This window comes from Streptomyces sp. NPDC090119 (assembly GCF_044747085.1).
Taxonomy (GTDB): domain Bacteria; phylum Actinomycetota; class Actinomycetes; order Streptomycetales; family Streptomycetaceae; genus Streptomyces.
In genome coordinates this window covers 301,646-318,335 of the sequence record NZ_JBIVDK010000001.1, presented here as the reverse complement: position 1 = coordinate 318,335, position 16,690 = coordinate 301,646, and the positions used below count along the sequence as shown (strand labels likewise).

Genomic DNA, 16,690 nt, shown 5'->3' with positions numbered 1-16,690 from the left:
CAATGGCAGATTCACGCAAGCGGGCCGGTTCCGCCACCTGAGAAGGGTGCGGAACCGGCCCGTGAGCCGTGGCGTTCGGGTGGTCAGTCGCGCGCGGACTCCACCGAGTCCATGGCGTCCGTGTCCTGGCCGAAGCGGCCGTCGATCTTGGCGACCAGGCCGGTGACCTGCCGGGCGATGTCGGGAGCGGTCAGCCCGATCTCGGCCATGACCTCGGCGCGCGAGGCGTGGTCGAGGAAGCGGGGCGGGATGCCGAAGTCGCGCAGCGGCATGTCCACGCCCGCGTCGCGCAGCGCCTGGGCGATCGCGGAGCCGACACCGCCGACGCGGCTGTTGTCCTCGACGGTGACGACGACCCGGTGCCGCTCGGCGAGCGGGGCCATCGCCTCGTCCACCGGCTTGACCCAGCGGGGGTCGACCACGGTGGTGGAGATGCCCTGCTTGTCGAGGAGCGTGGCGATCTCCAGGCACATCGGGGCGAGCGCGCCGACCGACACCAGCAGCACGTCGGGGCGCTCGGTGCCCGGCTCGCGCAGCACGTCCATGCCGCCCACCCGGCGCACGGCCGGTACGGCGGGGCCGACGGCGCCCTTGGAGAAGCGGACCACGGTCGGCGCGTCCTCGACGGCGACGGCCTCGCGGAGCTGGGCGCGGACCTGGTCGGCGTCGCGCGGCGCGGCCAGCCTGAGGCCGGGCACCACCTGGAGGATGGACATGTCCCACATGCCGTTGTGGGAGGCGCCGTCGGTGCCGGTGATCCCGGCCCGGTCCAGGACGAAGGTCACACCGCACTTGTGCAGGGCGACGTCCATCAGGACCTGGTCGAAGGCGCGGTTGAGGAAGGTGGCGTACACCGCGAAGACCGGGTGCACCCCGCCGTGGGCGAGACCGGCGGCGGAGACGGCGCCGTGCTGCTCGGCGATGCCGACGTCGTAGACCCGCTCGGGGAAGCGCTTGGCGAACTTGTCCAGGCCGACCGGCTGGAGCATGGCCGCGGTGATGGCGACGATGTCCTCGCGCTCCTCGCCGAGCTTCACCATCTCCTCGCCGAAGACCGAGGTCCAGTCGGCGCCGGAGGAGGCGATCGGGAGGCCCGTGTCGGGGTGGATCTTGCCGACGGCGTGGAAGCGGTCGGCCTCGTCCTGGAGGGCGGGCTGGTAGCCGCGGCCCTTCTCGGTGAGGCAGTGCACGATGACCGGGCCGCCGAACCGCTTGGCACGCACCAGCGCCGACTCCAGCGCCTCGATGTCGTGGCCGTCGATCGGGCCGACGTACTTCAGGCCGAGGTCCTCGAACATGCCTTGCGGGGCGATGAAGTCCTTCAGGCCCTTCTTCGCGCCGTGCAGCGTCTCGTAGAGCGGCTTGCCGACGACCGGGGTGCGGTCCAGGAGGTCCTTGGTGCGGGCGAGGAAGCGCTCGTAGCCGTCGCTGGTGCGCAGGGTGGCCAGGTGGTTGGCCATGCCGCCGATGGTGGGCGCGTAGGAGCGCTCGTTGTCGTTGACGACGATGACGAGCGGGCGGTCCTTGGCCTCGGCGATGTTGTTCAGCGCCTCCCAGGCCATGCCGCCGGTCAGCGCGCCGTCACCGATGACGGCCACGACGCGGTCGTCGGACTTCTTCAGCTCGTTGGCCTTGGCGATGCCGTCGGCCCAGCCGAGCACCGTGGAGGCGTGGCTGTTCTCGATGACGTCGTGCTCGGACTCTCCTTGCGCGGGGTAGCCGGAGAGGCCGCCCTTCATCTTCAGGCGGGAGAAGTCCTGGCGCCCGGTGAGGAGCTTGTGCACGTAGGACTGGTGGCCGGTGTCCCACAGCACCTTGTCGGCGGGCGAGTGGAAGACCCGGTGCAGGGCGATGGTCAGCTCCACCACACCGAGGTTCGGGCCGAGGTGACCGCCGGTCTTGGACACGGCGTCCACGAGGAAGGTGCGGACCTCCTCCGCCAGCTGGTTCAGCTCCTCCAGGCTGAGCCGGTCCAGATCGCGCGGTCCCGTGATGCGGGTCAGCAGCGGCACCCGTGCCTCCTTGCAAGTATGAGCTGATCGAGCTGTTGCCGGGCTTGATGAGTCTAATGTTCCGCTCCGGCGGCCAGTGGCCCGGGCGGTGCCCCCGCGGTCACGCGAACGGCCGCACCCCCGATGGGCGGGGACGCGACCAGGGGAAACACAGGAGCCCGGCGCTCCATCGCGCCGGGCTCCCGAAGCCTGCCGAGCTTACGCGCGGCCGGCCGACTTCTGGGTCTTGCGGGTGACGGCGTCGATGACGACGGTCGCCAGCAGGACGCCACCGGTGATCATGTACTGGACCGGCGAGGGGATGCCCTGGAGCGCCAGGCCGTACTGGATCGAGACGATGACCAGCACACCGAGGAGCGCGTTCCAGGTGCGGCCGCGGCCGCCGAAGAGGGACGTGCCACCGATGACGGCCGCCGCGATGGCGTTCATCAGGAGGTCACCGCCGCCCGCGCCCTGGTTGGCGGAGGCGATCTTGGAGGCGATGAACAGACCGCCCAGCGCCGCGAAGGTGCCGGAGATGGCGAACACCGAGATGCGGACCAGATCCACGTTGATACCGGCACGGCGGGACGCCTCGACGCTGCCGCCGAGCGCGAACACCTTGCGGCCGTAGGCCGTGCGGCGCAGCACGAAGTCGGTCACGAAGAGGACCGCGACGAAGAGCACGACCGCCAGCGGCAGGCCCTTGTACTGGTTGAACATGATCGCCACGGCGAAGGAGACCAGGCCCAGCAGCACGGTGCGCAGGATGATCTCGCTCAGCGGCTTCGACGGCACCCCGGCGGCGTCACGGCGCTTGTTGCCGAGGAAGGAGCTGACGAAGAACAGCACCGTCACCACGGCGGCCAGGCCGTAGGCGGCGGCCACGTCGGAGAAGTAGTAGCTGGTCAGGTTGGCGACCAGGCCGTCGCTGTTCAGGTTGATCGTGCCGTTGTCGCCCAGGACCTTGAGCATCAGGCCGTTCCAGAACAGCAGCCCCGCCAGGGTGACGGCGAAGGCCGGCACACCGATCTTGGCGAAGAAGAAGCCCTGGACGGCACCGGCGACGGTGCCCGTGAGGATCGCCAGCACGAAGGCCAGCACCTCGTTCATGCCGTTGGAGATGTTGAGCACCGCGAAGGTGGCGCCCGCGACACCGGAGAGGGAGCCGACCGAGAGGTCGATCTCGCCGAGCAGCAGGACGAACACGATACCGACGGCGATCATGCCCGTGCCGACCATGGCGACGGAGATGTCGGTGAGGTTGCCCGCGGTGAGGAAGTTGGAGTTCAGGCTCTGGAAGATGATCCAGATGACGATGAGTCCGACGACGACGGGCATCGAGCCCAGGTCGCCGGCCTTCATCTTGCGCTTGAACTCGCCCACGTAGCCCGCGAGTCCCTGCTCGCGCACGAGCAGCCGGGGGTCGACGGCGACACCGGCGCCGGGGGCGGCCTCCGGGTTCATCGCGGCCGCGTCGGCGGAGGGCTTGGGGGCGGCGTCGCCCGGAGGGGTGGAGGTCTTCTCGATGCTCACTTCTTGATCTCCCCATTGGTGCGCGCCGCACGACGGGTGACGGCATTGTCCGAGGCGCCGGTGATGGCGGAGATGATCTCTTCCTGCGAGGTCGACTTGACCTCGAAGACGCCGTTGTTGCGGCCGAGGCGCAGCACGGCTACCTTGTCGGCGACCGCCTTGACGTCGGCCATGTTGTGGCTGATCAGGATCACGGCGTGGCCGCGCTCCCGCAGCCGCTCGACCAGGTCGAGGACCTGCGCGGTCTGCTCGACGCCGAGCGCGGCGGTGGGCTCGTCGAGGATGACCAGCTTGGGCTCGCCGAGCATGGACCGGGCGATGGCCACGACCTGGCGCTGACCGCCGGAGAGCGAGGCGATCGGGATACGGACGCTGGGGATACGGATCGAGAGCTGGTCCAGCAGCTCACGCGAGCGCCGCTCCATCTCGACCTCGTCCAGGACGCCCGCGCGGCGGATCTCCCGGCCCAGGTAGAGGTTGCCGACGACATCGATGTTGTCGCACAGCGCGAGGTCCTGGTAGACCGTGGCGATGCCCAGGTTCTGGGCGTCGTGCGGCTTGTTGACCTGGACGGTCTTGCCGTCCCATTCGATGACACCCTCATCGATGGGGTGCACGCCGGCGATCGTCTTGACCAGCGTGGACTTTCCGGCACCGTTGTCGCCGACCAGGGCGACCACCTCACCGGCGTGGACCTCAAGCGTGACATCGGTGAGCGCCTGGACGGCACCGAATCGCTTGGAGACTCCGCGCAACGCCAGCACGGGCGTAGCGGACACGTGAACCATCTCCTTCGCCGCCTGACCCGGCGGGAGGTTGTGCAGAAGTTTGGGGGAATTCCGTCCGGCGCCCCGCGCCGAGCTTGCGGGGCTGTGTAGGGCGCGGGGCGCCGGAGGAGCCTGAGCGGGCCTCACCGCCCCGTCGGCGGGAATCCGGCCGACGGGGTGGAGGAGGGGTCCGTCGGGGTTAGTTGAGGCCGGCCTTGGCGCAAGCGGCCTTGTACTGGGCGGTGCAGATGTCGGCCACCGTGTAGACGCCGTCCTTGATGACGGTGTCCTTGATGTTGTCCTTGGTCAGCGAGGTGACGGCGACCAGGATCGACGGGACGGCCTTCGTGGTGGGGCTGTCGACCTTGTCCTTGGCGACGGAGTCCAGGGACTTGCCCTGCGCCAGGTTCACGGCCATCTCCGCGGCGGCGTCGGCCTCCGGGGCGTACGGCTTGTAGACGCTCATGTACTGGGCACCGGAGACGATGCGCTGCACACCGGCGAGCTCGGCGTCCTGGCCGGTGACCGGGACGTTGGCGATGCCCGCGGACTTGAGGGCGGTGATGATACCGCCGGCCATGCCGTCGTTGGCGGAGTAGACGCCGACGATGTTCTTCTTGCCCAGAGCCGAGATCGCGGCCGCCATGTTGGCGTTGGCGTTCTCCGGCTTCCACTCCTTGGTGTCGTACTCCTTGCCGACGTTCACCTTGCCGTCGAGGACGTCGTGCGCGCCCTTCTTGAACTGCCCGGCGTTCGGGTCCGTGGAGGAGCCGTTCATCATGACGACCTTGCCGGACTTGGCCTTGCCGCCCAGCGCCTTCAGGAGGGCCTCGCCCTGCGTCTTGCCGACGGTCTCGTTGTCGAACGAGGTGTAGGCGTCGATCGGACCCTGCGCCAGGCGGTCGTAGGCCACGACCGGGATGCCCTGGTCCTTGGCCTTCTGCACCGAGTTCTTGATCGCCGCGGCGTCGACCGCGTCGATGATCAGGACGTCCACCTTGTTGGTGATCATGGTGTCGACCTGCTGGTTCTGCTGGGTCGCGTCCTGCTTGGCGTTGGCGTAGACGACCTTGCCCTTGCCGTTCGTCAGCTCCGAGACCTTCTTCTCGATCAGCGGACGGTCGAACTTCTCGTAGCGCGCGGTCTGGTTCTCCGGCAGGAGCAGGCCGACCGTGATCGCGTCGCCCTTCTTCTTGCTGTCCGCGGACTTGGCGGCACCGCCACCGGACTCCTTGGCACTGCCACAAGCGGCGAGCGAGACGGCCATGGCACCAGCAGCAACGGCGAAGGCCGCACGACGCATACGCGTGTTCACTTCAGAAACCTCCCTGACGAGGCCGCGTCGTTGCGGCCGAGGTGGCTGGAAGTCAACTCGGCCACGCGTTCGGCGTCAAGAAGTAAATCCTTAACGAGATGGCAACGGTGCCATCCGTTATCTAAGTGAAGGCAGGAGCGACCACGGGCAGCGAGGCCGTGGCAGACCCGTCGAGCAGGGTCGAATCGCCCATTTCGCTCAGTGCCAGGGCGAGTGCCCCGAGCACCTCGGCGCGACCCCCAAGTGCCCCTGGAAGCACGGACAGTTGACGTCCCGCGCTGGGGATCGCATAGCGTCCCACGGACTCCCTGATGGGGGCCAGCACCAGTTCCCCGGCCTCGGCGAGATCGCCGCCCAGGACGACCCGGCTGGGGTTCAGCAGATTGCACAGGTTGGCCACGCCGCTGCCGATGTGACGGCCCACGTCGGCGATCACCCGGCGGCAGCCGGGGTCCCCGTCCCTGGCCAGCCGTACGACGCCCTCCATGGTCAGGGAGGTGCCGTGGCTCGGCTGGAGCAGCGGGAGGACGTAGCGCGCGGCCGTGAAGGTCTCCAGGCAGCCGCGGTTGCCGCAGCGGCACACCGGGCCCGACTCGTCGATGGTGATGTGTCCGATCTCGCCCGCCGTCCCGCCGGGCCCCCGGTAGATCTGCCCGTTGATCACCAGGCCCGCCCCGACCCCGCTGGCCACCTTGATGTAGGCCAGGTCACGGACGCCCTTGCCGCTGCCCCAGACCAGCTCGCCGAGGGCGCCCAGGTTGGCGTCGTTGTCCACGTGCACCGGCACGCCGAGTCGTTCGCGCAGCTCCTCGGCGGGGCGGGTGCCGCTCCAGCCGGGCAGGATCGAGGTGGACCCCAGGGTGCCCGACTCCACGTCGATGGGACCCGGTACGCCGAGCCCGACCCCGGCCACCTTGCCCCGGTCCACGCCGGTCGCGGCGATCAGCCGGTCGATCAGCTCCTCGGCGCGGTCGAACCCCTGCGTCGAGGAGGCGTCCACGTCCAGCGGCTCGGAGTCCTCGGCGAGCACCTGGTGGGCCAGGTTGCCGATGGCCACGCGCAGGTGGGTGTGGCCGAAGTCGATGCCGATCACTATCCCGGCGTCCCCGCTCAGCGACACGCTGCGGGCCCTGCGGCCCCCGGCCGAGGTGGGGGTGACCTCGACGGTTCCGCCGTCCTTCAGCTCGCGCACGATGTTGGAGACCGTCGCGGCGGACAGGCCGGTCGTGCGGGCGATCTCCGCCTGTGTGAGCGACCCGGCCAGCCGCACCGCCCGTACGACTCTTTCCAGGTTGGCTCGGTGCAGCGACGACTGCGACCCCGGAGTCTCCATCGACCCATCCACTCCCGACATCGGTGGGCGGCCCCATCGCCACCCGTGGCCCAGGTCACATCTGCGGAACCGGGCCACTTACAAGTTATGAACTCCAAGCTCTGCTGAAGGGGTAACCGCAGTCAAGTCCTTGACGGAAATCGCTGTCACTCGCCGCCGTCCGCCCTCCCTCCCCCGAGTGGGTTTCATCGCGTGACGGAGCTGTGACCAGGAGTGGCTTCACGGGCTGACGGCAGGGTTCGCGCGGGGTGATCGGTAACGATCGCAAAGTGACCGCCGGTGTCCGGATGTGCTTCGGCCCCGGCGGGGTACACCGGGGCCGGTCCGAGGGAGCGGTGCGCGGGGTCGGCCTACTTCAGCGCCCCCGCCGTCAGCCCCGCGACCACCTGTCGCTGGAAGACGACGTACGCCGCCAGCACCGGGAGCATCGCCATCACCAGGCCCGCGAAGAGGCCGGACCAGTCGCCCTTGTAGCCCTGGCTGACGGCGAGTTGGACGAGTCCCTGGGTGAGGACCTTCTTGTCCGGGTCGGTGTTCAACACCGTCGGCAGCATGTACTGGTTCCACTGGCCGAGGAAGTTGAAGATGCCCACGCTGACCAGGCCGGGCTTGGCCATCGGCAGCATGATCTGGAAGAAGGTCCGGCCGTGCGAGGCACCGTCCACGAAGGCGGCTTCCGCCACCGAAGTGGGCAAGGTGCGGAAGAAAGCGGTCAGGAAGAAGACGGTGAACGGCAGTGAGTAGGCGATGTAGACCAGGATCAGTCCGTGGATCGTGTTCAGCATCCCCATGTTGTTCACGACGTAGAACAACGGGACCAGCGCGAGCATGATCGGGAAGCTCATGCCGCCGACGAACAGGTAGTAGATGAAGCGGTTGCCCGGGAAGTCGAAGCGGGCCAGCACATAGGCCGCCATCGAGCCGAGCACCAGGGTGCCGATCAGCGAACCCCCCACCACCAGCACGGTGTTGAGGAAGTAGTCGCTCATGTGGGCCTGGGTCCAGGCGCGGGAGAAGTTGCCGAAGTGCAGCTTGTCCGGCAGTGACCAGGGCGAGCCGAAGATGGAGCTGTCGTCCTTGAACGAGGTCATCACCGCCCACAGCAGCGGCAGCACGACCATGATCGCCCAGATGACCAGCACGCCGTGCGAGAAGACGTTGAGGACGGAGCCCTCGGAGCCGCGGCGGGCACCGGGGCGGGGCGGGACCGCGTCGGTCTTCACGACGGGCGCGGGGCGCGGGGCGGGAGCGTCGGTGGTTGTCATGGGGCTCAGTACTCCAGCCGCTCGCGGCGGCCCAGCCGCATCACGATCGCGGCGAACGCGAGCGTGACGACCAGCAGGGCGACGCCGATGGTGGTGGCGTAGGCGGCCTGACCGTCCCGGAACGCCTTCTGGTACACGTACAGGACCAGCACGGTGGTCGAGTAGTCGGGGCCGCCGGGGCCGGTCGTCATGATCTGGACGACCGCGAACGACTCGGCGCCCAGCGCGAGGATGCCCATGTAGACCCAGCCGGACTGCACGGTGTCCCAGAGCAGCGGCAGGGTGACCCGGAAGAAGGTGGTCGCGCGGCCGGCCCCGTCCAGCAGGGCCGCCTCGTACAGTTCGGCCGGGATCGAGGCCATGCCCGCGGAGAACAGCACCACGAAGAAGCCCGTGGTGGACCACACCAGCACCGCCATCACGCACCACAGCGCGAGGTTCGGATCACCCAGCCAGAGCGGCTGGAGGGAGTCCAGCCCGATACCGCGCAGCAGCGAGTTGATGGCGCCGCTGTCCGGGTTGTAGGCGAAGGCGAAGAGCAGGGCCACGATGGCGATCGAGAGTACCTGCGGAAAGAAATAGACGATCTTGTAGAAGCCGGAGCCGCGCACTCCGGTGACGACCGGTCCGCCCTTTCGGTGCCGCCCGCCCACATTGATCATGAAAGCGAAGAACAGGGCCATGCCGAGCGTCACCAGCGGCAGCAGCAGCGCGAACACCAGGCTGTGCGTCAACGACTTCCAGAAGATGTCGTCGTGCAGCAGCCGGGTGTAGTTGTCGGTGCCGACCATGCTGAATTCGGGGCTCAGGCCGGTCCAGTCCGTGAACGAGTAGTAGATGGACTGGATGAACGGCCAGATCACAAAGAGTGCGTAGAGCCCGAGCGGGGCCGCGAGGAACCCCGTGATGAACCCGTACTTGCCGTGCTGCATTGCCGGACGACCCCGTTCCTGGAAACGTACTGGGACACGTGATGCCGCTGGTGACGAACCCTTGAAAGGGGGCGTTACTTGTGCTTGTAGTGCTTGATGGAGGAGTCCTTGGCCGCGTCGTCCGCGAAGCCCTGGATCTTCTTGACCGCCTCGGCGGGGGTGAGCCGCCCGGCCATCATCTCGCCCAGTCCGCCGGTCCCGATCTTCTCCTTCTCCAGCTGGACGTACCAGTCCGGGATACGCGGGTTCACCACGTTGTCCCCGGCCTTCTCCAGCGCCGCGACGCCCGCCTTCAGACCGGGGGTCAGCTCGATGCCGTCGATGCCGCCGTTGAGCGCGGAGAGCGACTTCACCTTGGAGGTGAAGTTCCGCGAGGACGCCTCGGAGAGCATCACGCGCAGCTGCTCCATGCCGCCCTCGGGGTTGGCCGCCTTGGCCGGGACGACGAAGGGCTCACCGCCGGACGCCCAGATGGTGCCGAACGGCATCTTGTCGGAGCTGTCGATCCCGGTCGGCGCGGACACCGCCAGATTGAAGTCGGCCGGAATGACGTTGGCCGACTCGTTCTCCACCCAGGAGCCGTTCGGTATGAACAGCGCCTTTCCCTTGGCCCAGGCGGTCTGCGACTGGATGTGGTCCAGACCCGGGGTGCCGCGCAGGATGTAGCCCTTCTTGAACAGCTCGTAGTACGCCTCGAAACACGCCTTGACGGCCGGGTTCTTCCAGGCGTTCGGCTCCAGGTTGTCGATCGCGTCCAGCACCTCGCGGCCGCCGACCTTGGCGATCATCGGGTAGAGCGAGAAGGGCAGGTAGTACGGGTACTTGCCCGCGTACGTCCAGCCCGCGATGCCCTTCTTCTTGGCCTTGGCGCAGACCGCGAGCATCTCGTCCCAGGTCTCGGGGTACTTCTCGTCCAGCCCGTCCAGCGCCTTCTGCGAGTACCAGACGCCGTACACGGTGTAGGCGTAGTTGAGTATCCACACCGGGTCGCCGTCGAACTGGCCCATCTCCACGATGCCGGGGCGCAGGGTGTCGCGGACCTTCTTGGAGGGGTCGTCGTAGGACGGCGCGTCCAGCAGCGGGGTGAGGTCGGCGAGCTGCTTCTTGCCGACCAGGACGCCCATGTCCATCTGCTCGGCACCGGAGTTGTCGATGAGGTCCGGCGGGGTGCCCTGGTTGAAGCGGGGCTGCAGGGTGGACTGGATCTTCTGGGTCGCGGAGAACTTCACCTCGGCCTTGGGGAAGTCCTTCTTGTACAGCTTGACCGCGTCCTCGGCGTACTCCTTGCCGAAACCGCCGTCGAACAGGACGAATTCCAGCTTCGCGGTGTCGTTGACGCCCAGCGGGTTCTTCGCGGTCTTCTTGCCCGCCTTCGCCTTGTCCTGTCCGTCGCCGCCACTGCTCGCGCAGGCCGACAGCAGCCCCATTCCGGGTGCGGCCACCAGGCCGATCGCCGCGGTTCGCTTGATCAGATCACGACGGCCGACGCCCTCGCTGCCACGCTGTCCGGTAGACCCCATGCTCAAGTCCTCGCCTTCTCCAGGACTCAGGCGGTGAACCGGATCTCCCCCCGGCACCGCGGTCGGGTTGTGCTGGCTCGTGCAGGAAACGCCGACAGGTATAGTCCACTTCCCGCCAATGGGGCAAGATCGAATGCAAGGTCGGCCATCGGTCTTTTCCGAGTTGAGACCTGGTGGAAATATCGCCGGACTCCGCACGGCCTGCCGGATGAACCACCGAAATGACCCCCTGAATGCCACGCTCAACACCCTTGACATCACGCATCACTTGACCACCTACTGGTTCCTGCGCAGCAAGTTGACAACGTTGTCCGCAGTAAGCGCGGGAGGGGAATCCGTAGATGCGACGGAGATCTCGGCACAGCTGGACTCCGGCGGTCGTCCTCACGACCGCCTTTGTCCTGGGCGTCGGCGCGCAGGGGGCGGCGGTCGCCGTGCCGTCCCGGGCCCCGGCCGCCGCCACGGAGTTCGCGTCCTCGTTCGAGTCCGGCGAACCGGCGCCGGACTGGCTGAACACCGTCGAGACCGGACCGGGCGGCGCCAAGCGCTCCTCGGGCGTGGACGGCGGCTACAGCAACGACATTCCGGGCAATGTCACCGACCACGTCACCGATCTGCGGGCGAGCGGTGAGAACACCGGCGCGGGCGAGGTGAAGGAGAACCTCACCGATGTCGATCCCGGTAGCAAATGGCTGACGTTCGCACCCACCGGCTGGGTCGAGTTCGACCTGGACCAGCCGGTGAAGCTCGCCGCCTACGCGCTCACCTCGGCCAACGACCACGCCGAGCGCGACCCGAAGGACTGGCGGCTCCAGGGCTCGGCGGACGGCAAGGACTGGCAGACCCTCGACACCCGGACCGGCGAGACCTTCCCGGACCGGTTCGGCACCAAGTCGTACCAGCTCGACCAGCCCGCCGAGTTCGCGCACTTCCGGCTGGAGGTGACGAAGAACAACGGCGCCTCGGACGCGCTCCAGCTGGCCGATGTGCAGTTCTCCACCGGCGGCGGTGACGGACCGGCCCCGCAGGACATGCTGGCCCTCGTCGACAAGGGCCCCAGCGGCTCCCCCACCGCCAAGGCGCGGGCGGGCTTCACCGGCACCCACGCGCTGCGCTACGCCGGACGGCACACCGCGGACGGCCGGGGCTACTCGTACAACAAGGTGTTCGACGTCGATGTGAAGGTGGCCCGCGACACCCGGCTGTCGTACCGCCTCTTCCCGTCGATGGCCGACGGCGACCGGGACTACGACGCCACCAACGTCAGCGTGGACCTGGCCTTCACCGACGGCACCTACCTCAGCCAGCTCGGCGCGAAGGACCAGCACGGCTTCCCGCTGACCCCGCAGGGCCAGGGCGACGCCAAGGGGCTGTACGTCAACCAGTGGAACGACGTGGCGTCCCGGATCGGCGACGTGGCGGCGGGCAAGACCGTCGACCGCGTGCTGGTGGCGTACGACTCCCCCAAGGGCCCGGCGAAGTTCCGGGGCTGGGTGGACGACGTGGCGCTGAGGCGGGTGGCGCCCGAGCGGCCCAAGGCGCATCTGTCGGACTACGCGCTGACCACGCGCGGCACCAACTCCAGCGGCAGCTTCTCGCGCGGCAACAACTTCCCGGCCGCCGCGATGCCGCACGGGTTCAACTTCTGGACCCCGGTGACCAACGCGTCCTCGCTGAGCTGGCTGTACGAGTACGCGCGGGCCAACAACGACGACAACCTGCCGACCGTGCAGGCGTTCAGCGCCAGTCATGAGCCGAGTCCCTGGATGGGCGACCGGCAGACCTTCCAGCTGATGCCGTCGGCCGCGCAAGGCACCCCGGACACCGGCCGCGAGGCCCGTGAGCTGGCCTTCCGGCACGAGAACGAGACGGCCCGGCCGTACTACTACGGGGTCAAGTTCGAGAACGGTCTCAAGGCCGAGATGGCCCCGACCGACCACGCGGCCGTGCTGCGCTTCAGCTACCCGGGCGACGACGCGAGCGTGCTGTTCGACAACGTCACCGAGCAGGCGGGGCTGACGCTGGACAAGGAGCACGGGATCGTCACCGGCTACTCCGACGTGAAGTCGGGGCTGTCCACGGGCGCGACCCGGCTGTTCGTGTACGGCACCTTCGACAAGCCGGTCACCGAGGGCTCCTCCAGCGGCGTCAAGGGCTATCTGCGGTTCGCCGCGGGCGCCGACCGCACGGTGACCCTGCGCCTGGCGACCTCGCTGATCAGCCTGGACCAGGCCAAGGACAACCTGCGCCAGGAGGTCCCGGACGGCACCTCCTTCGACACCGTCAAGGCACGCGCCCAGCGGGCCTGGGACAAGATCCTCGGCAAGGTCGAGGTGGAGGGCGCCACCCCGGAGCAGCTGACCACGCTGTACTCCAGCATGTACCGGCTGTACCTCTACCCGAACTCGGGCTTCGAGAAGGTCGGCGGCAAGGACCAGTACGCCTCGCCGTTCTCCCCGATGCCGAACCCGGACACCCCGACGCACACCGGCGCCAAGATCGTCGACGGCAAGGTGTACGTCAACAACGGCTTCTGGGACACGTACCGCACCACCTGGCCCGCGTACTCCTTCTTCACGCCCTCCCAGGCGGGCGAGATGGTCGACGGGTTCGTGCAGCAGTACAAGGACGGCGGCTGGACCTCCCGCTGGTCCTCCCCCGGCTACGCCGACCTGATGACCGGCACCTCCTCGGACGTGGCGTTCGCGGACGCCTACGTCAAGGGCGTGAAGTTCGACGCGAAGGCGGCGTACGACGCGGCGGTGAAGAACGCGACCGTGGTGCCGCCGAGTTCGGGCGTCGGCCGCAAGGGCATGACCACCTCGCCCTTCCTCGGCTACACGAGCAGCGACACCCACGAGGGCCTGTCCTGGGCCATGGAGGGCTACGTCAACGACTACGGCATCGCCAAGATGGGCGAGGCGCTGTACAAGAAGACGGGCGAGAAGCGGTACCAGGAGGAGTCGGCGTACTTCCTCAACCGGGCCCGCGACTACGTCAACCTCTTCGACCCGAAGGCCGGCTTCTTCCAGGGCAAGGACGCGCAGGGGAACTGGCGCGTGGACTCCGCCAAGTACGACCCGCGCGTGTGGGGTTACGACTACACGGAGACCGACGGCTGGGGCTACGCCTTCACCGCCCCGCAGGACAGCCGGGGCCTGGCCAACCTGTACGGCGGCCGCAAGACGCTGGGCGACAAGCTGGACGAGTACTTCGCCACCCCGGAGACGGCCTCCCCCGAGTTCACCGGCTCCTACGGCGGTGTCATCCACGAGATGACCGAGGCGCGGGACGTCCGGATGGGCCAGTACGGCCACTCCAACCAGGTCGCCCACCACGTCAACTACATGTACGACGCGGCCGGTGAGCCCTGGAAGGCGCAGAAGAACGTGCGCGAGGTGCTGTCCCGGCTGTACACGGGCAGCGAGATCGGGCAGGGCTACCACGGCGACGAGGACAACGGCGAGCAGTCGGCCTGGTACCTGTTCTCCTCGCTCGGCTTCTACCCGCTGGTCATGGGCAGCGGTGAATACGCCATCGGCTCACCGCAGTTCAAGAAGGCCACCGTCCACCTGGAGAACGGCCGGGACCTGGTGATCAAGGCCCCGGACAACAGCGACCGCAATGTGTACATCCAGGGTGTCCGCTTCAACGGCCGCTCCTGGAACTCCACTTCGCTCCCCCACTCGCTGCTCTCCAAGGGCGGGGTGCTGGACTTCTCGATGGGGTCCAAGCCCTCGTCGTGGGGTTCGGGCAAGGACGCCGCTCCGGTGTCGGTCACCGAGGACGACAAGGTGCCGACCCCGCGCGCGGACGTGCTGAAGGGCGACGGCGCGCTGTTCGACGACACCTCGGCGACGAGCGCGGCGGTCACCTCGGTGGACCTGCCGACCGGGTCGGCCGGGGACGCCACCAAGGCGGTCCAGTACACGCTGACCTCGGCGGCGGACCGTACGAAGGCGCCCACCGGCTGGACCCTCCAGGGCTCCACCGACGGCACGACCTGGCAGACGCTGGACAAGCGCTCCGGCGAGTCCTTCGCCTGGGACCGCCAGACCCGGGCGTTCAGCGTGGCCACGCCGGGTGCGTACACGAAGTACCGGCTGGTGCTGGACGCGGAGTCGACGCTGGCGGAGGTGGAACTGCTCTCCTGACGACTCCTGCCGGACGGTGAAGGGGCGGTCCCGCACGCGGGCCGCCCCTTCGTCGTGGCTCCTGCCGTCTGCTTGGCCGTTCAGGGGGCATTAGCCGGTGGGTCGGGCCCGTGCGGTCCGGCCCGGCCCACCGACCCAGCCGAGGAGTTGCACCGATGCCGACCGCCGTACCGGAGAGATCAGCGGGCCTGCCCGAGGACGGGACCCGTCCCGTCACCACCGGGGCGACGGCCACCGGGAACCGCCGGACGATGCCGCGCGGTGTGGCGCGGGCGGCCGCGTCCATCGGAGCGCTGGCGGTGTGCCAGGCCGTCCTGATGATCGGCATCGGTTTCCTGCTCACCGGCCCCGCCCGGCATGTGTGGCCGCTGACGGCCGAGGACGGCGTGAACCGGGGCCTGGAGCGGCTGCGCACCTCCACCCTGACCACGCTGTCCTCCATCGGGTCCGAGCTGGGCAACACGGGCACCGTGATCGGCGTGACGCTGGCGGCCTGCCTGGCGATGATCTTCATACCCAGGCTGCCGTGGTGGCGGCAGGTGTCGTTCCTCGCGCTCGCGGTCGCGCTCCAGTCGCTGGTGTTCCTGGTCATCACCATCGCGGTGGACCGCCAGCGCCCCCATGTGCACCGGCTGGACGGCTCCCTGCCGACCTCCAGCTACACCTCCGGCCACACCGGCGCGGCCACCGCGATCTACGGCGGTCTCGCCGTCCTCGTGCTGTCCCGCGTACGGAGCCCCTGGCGGCGCGTGCCGGCCGCGCTGCTGCTCCTGCTGCCGGTCTTCGTGGGCCTCTCCCGCCTGTACCGGGGCATGCACCACCCGACCGACGTGGCGGGCGGCATGATCAACGGCGCGCTGGCCCTGCTGATCGTCGGGCACGCCCTGCTCCGCGACGGCCGGGTGTCGGCGCCCGCCGCCCTGCCCGAGGTCTCTGAGGCCGCCCCCGCCGAGCCGCTGCCGGGCCGGGTCGCGGTGGTCGTCAACCCCACCACGGTCGACGAGAGCGCCCGTGACGAGCTGCTCCAGGTCCTCGCCCAGCACGGCCACCACGAGCCGGTGTTCATCGAGACGACGGCCGCCGACCCCGGCGGCGGCCAGACCGCCCGGGCACTCGCCGAGGGCGCCGAGCTGGTCGTGGTCTGCGGCGGCGACGGCACGGTCCGCGCGGCCGCCGACCGGCTGGCCGGCAGCGGGGTCCCGCTCGCCGTCGTGCCCTTCGGCACCGGCAACCTCCTCGCCCGCAACCTCGGCCTCCCGCTCACCCCGGCCGAGGCGCTCGACGCGGCCCTCGGCGGCGCGCCCCGCGTCCTGGACCTGGCCCGGGTCGAGGGCGACGGCCTGCCCGCCACCCACTTCGCCGTGATGTCCGGTGTCGGCCTGGACGCCGCGATGATGAAGTACGCGGAGGAGCACGACCGGGCCAAGGCGACGCTGGGCTGGCCCGCGTACGTCCTCGCCGCCCCCAAGGCGATGCGCGGCCCCCGGATGAGCCTGAGCGTGCGTCTGGACGGCGGGCAGCCGCTGCGTCGCAAGGCCCGCATGGTGCTCGTCGGCAACACCGGCGAGCTTCAGGGCGGCCTGCGCCTGATTCCGGACGCCCGGCCCGACGACGGGGTGCTGGACCTGCTGATCCTCGACCCGCGGGGCCCCGGCGGCTGGCTGCGCACCGTGAGCACGCTGCTGCTGCACCGCAAGGGGGACGGCGGGGCGGGCGCCGGGCAGCCGGAGTTCCACACCTTCCGGCGGGCCGAGTTCACCTTCGACGCCCCGGAGCCCCGCGAGATCGACGGCGACCCGGTCGGCACCGGGACGCGGCTCTCCGTGGAGGTCGTGCCGGGCGCGCTGACCGTGCTGGTCCCGAACCGGGAGCACTGA

10 protein-coding genes are annotated in these 16,690 nt (G+C 69.1%); 2 read left to right on the top strand and 8 right to left on the bottom strand.

From position 1 onward, the window contains the following. Positions 1-83: 83 nt before the first annotated feature. From dxs to ngcE, 8 genes are all read right to left on the bottom strand, one after another. Positions 84-2,012: a 1-deoxy-D-xylulose-5-phosphate synthase gene (dxs, locus tag ACIPPM_RS01415; RefSeq protein WP_401441870.1), complete on the bottom strand. Its 1,929-nt coding sequence runs from the start codon at positions 2,010-2,012 to the stop codon at positions 84-86. A 198-nt stretch (positions 2,013-2,210) separates the two neighbouring features. Further along, a complete protein-coding gene (locus ACIPPM_RS01410) occupies positions 2,211-3,527 on the bottom strand; it encodes a sugar ABC transporter permease (protein ID WP_401441869.1) in 1,317 nt (438 codons plus the stop codon). After that, positions 3,524-4,315 carry an ATP-binding cassette domain-containing protein gene (locus ACIPPM_RS01405; protein ID WP_161149124.1) on the bottom strand — a complete coding sequence of 264 codons (792 nt, stop codon included), beginning with the start codon at positions 4,313-4,315 and terminating at the stop codon, positions 3,524-3,526. The genes ACIPPM_RS01410 and ACIPPM_RS01405 overlap by 4 nt, the downstream gene beginning before the upstream one ends. 178 nt (positions 4,316-4,493) lie before the next feature. Continuing rightward, complete coding sequence (locus ACIPPM_RS01400) at positions 4,494-5,597, bottom strand: sugar ABC transporter substrate-binding protein (protein WP_401444110.1); 1,104 nt, start codon at positions 5,595-5,597, stop codon at positions 4,494-4,496. A gap of 133 nt (positions 5,598-5,730) precedes the next feature. Then, positions 5,731-6,942 (bottom strand): ROK family protein, encoded by a 1,212-nt coding sequence (locus ACIPPM_RS01395; RefSeq protein ID WP_401441868.1) that lies wholly within the window; start codon positions 6,940-6,942, stop codon positions 5,731-5,733. Positions 6,943-7,292: 350 nt separating this feature from the next. Beyond that, positions 7,293-8,207 (bottom strand): carbohydrate ABC transporter permease, encoded by a 915-nt coding sequence (locus tag ACIPPM_RS01390; protein ID WP_401441867.1) that lies wholly within the window; start codon positions 8,205-8,207, stop codon positions 7,293-7,295. Positions 8,208-8,212: 5 nt separating this feature from the next. After that, positions 8,213-9,139, bottom strand: a complete 927-nt coding sequence (locus tag ACIPPM_RS01385; RefSeq protein ID WP_393592272.1) for a carbohydrate ABC transporter permease — start codon at positions 9,137-9,139, stop codon at positions 8,213-8,215. A gap of 74 nt (positions 9,140-9,213) precedes the next feature. After that, positions 9,214-10,659, bottom strand: a complete 1,446-nt coding sequence (gene ngcE, locus ACIPPM_RS01380; protein WP_401441866.1) for an N-acetylglucosamine/diacetylchitobiose ABC transporter substrate-binding protein — start codon at positions 10,657-10,659, stop codon at positions 9,214-9,216. Between the two features lie 341 nt (positions 10,660-11,000). On the opposite strand from ngcE, the gene ACIPPM_RS01375 reads away from it, so the two are divergent. Both ACIPPM_RS01375 and ACIPPM_RS01370 read left to right on the top strand, forming a co-directional pair. After that, entirely contained in the window at positions 11,001-14,813 is a 3,813-nt protein-coding gene (locus ACIPPM_RS01375; RefSeq protein ID WP_401441865.1) for a GH92 family glycosyl hydrolase, read from the top strand. Between the two features lie 155 nt (positions 14,814-14,968). Then, the gene (locus ACIPPM_RS01370; protein ID WP_401441864.1) at positions 14,969-16,690 is read left to right on the top strand and encodes a diacylglycerol kinase family protein; all 1,722 of its coding nucleotides are present in this window, start codon (positions 14,969-14,971) and stop codon (positions 16,688-16,690) included.

Bases quoted from the DNA above. Each gene is read 5' to 3' on its own strand.
- ACIPPM_RS01400 (WP_401444110.1), bottom strand. From the start codon at position 5,597: ATGCGTCGTGCGGCCTTCGCCGTTGCTGCTGGTGCCATGGCCGTCTCG.
- ACIPPM_RS01390 (WP_401441867.1), bottom strand. From the start codon at position 8,207: ATGACAACCACCGACGCTCCCGCCCCGCGCCCCGCGCCCGTCGTGAAG.
- ACIPPM_RS01405 (WP_161149124.1), bottom strand. From the start codon at position 4,315: ATGGTTCACGTGTCCGCTACGCCCGTGCTGGCGTTGCGCGGAGTCTCC.
- ACIPPM_RS01385 (WP_393592272.1), bottom strand. From the start codon at position 9,139: ATGCAGCACGGCAAGTACGGGTTCATCACGGGGTTCCTCGCGGCCCCG.
- ACIPPM_RS01375 (WP_401441865.1), top strand. From the start codon at position 11,001: ATGCGACGGAGATCTCGGCACAGCTGGACTCCGGCGGTCGTCCTCACG.
- ACIPPM_RS01370 (WP_401441864.1), top strand. From the start codon at position 14,969: ATGCCGACCGCCGTACCGGAGAGATCAGCGGGCCTGCCCGAGGACGGG.
- ACIPPM_RS01395 (WP_401441868.1), bottom strand. From the start codon at position 6,942: ATGGAGACTCCGGGGTCGCAGTCGTCGCTGCACCGAGCCAACCTGGAA.
- ngcE (WP_401441866.1), bottom strand. From the start codon at position 10,659: ATGGGGTCTACCGGACAGCGTGGCAGCGAGGGCGTCGGCCGTCGTGAT.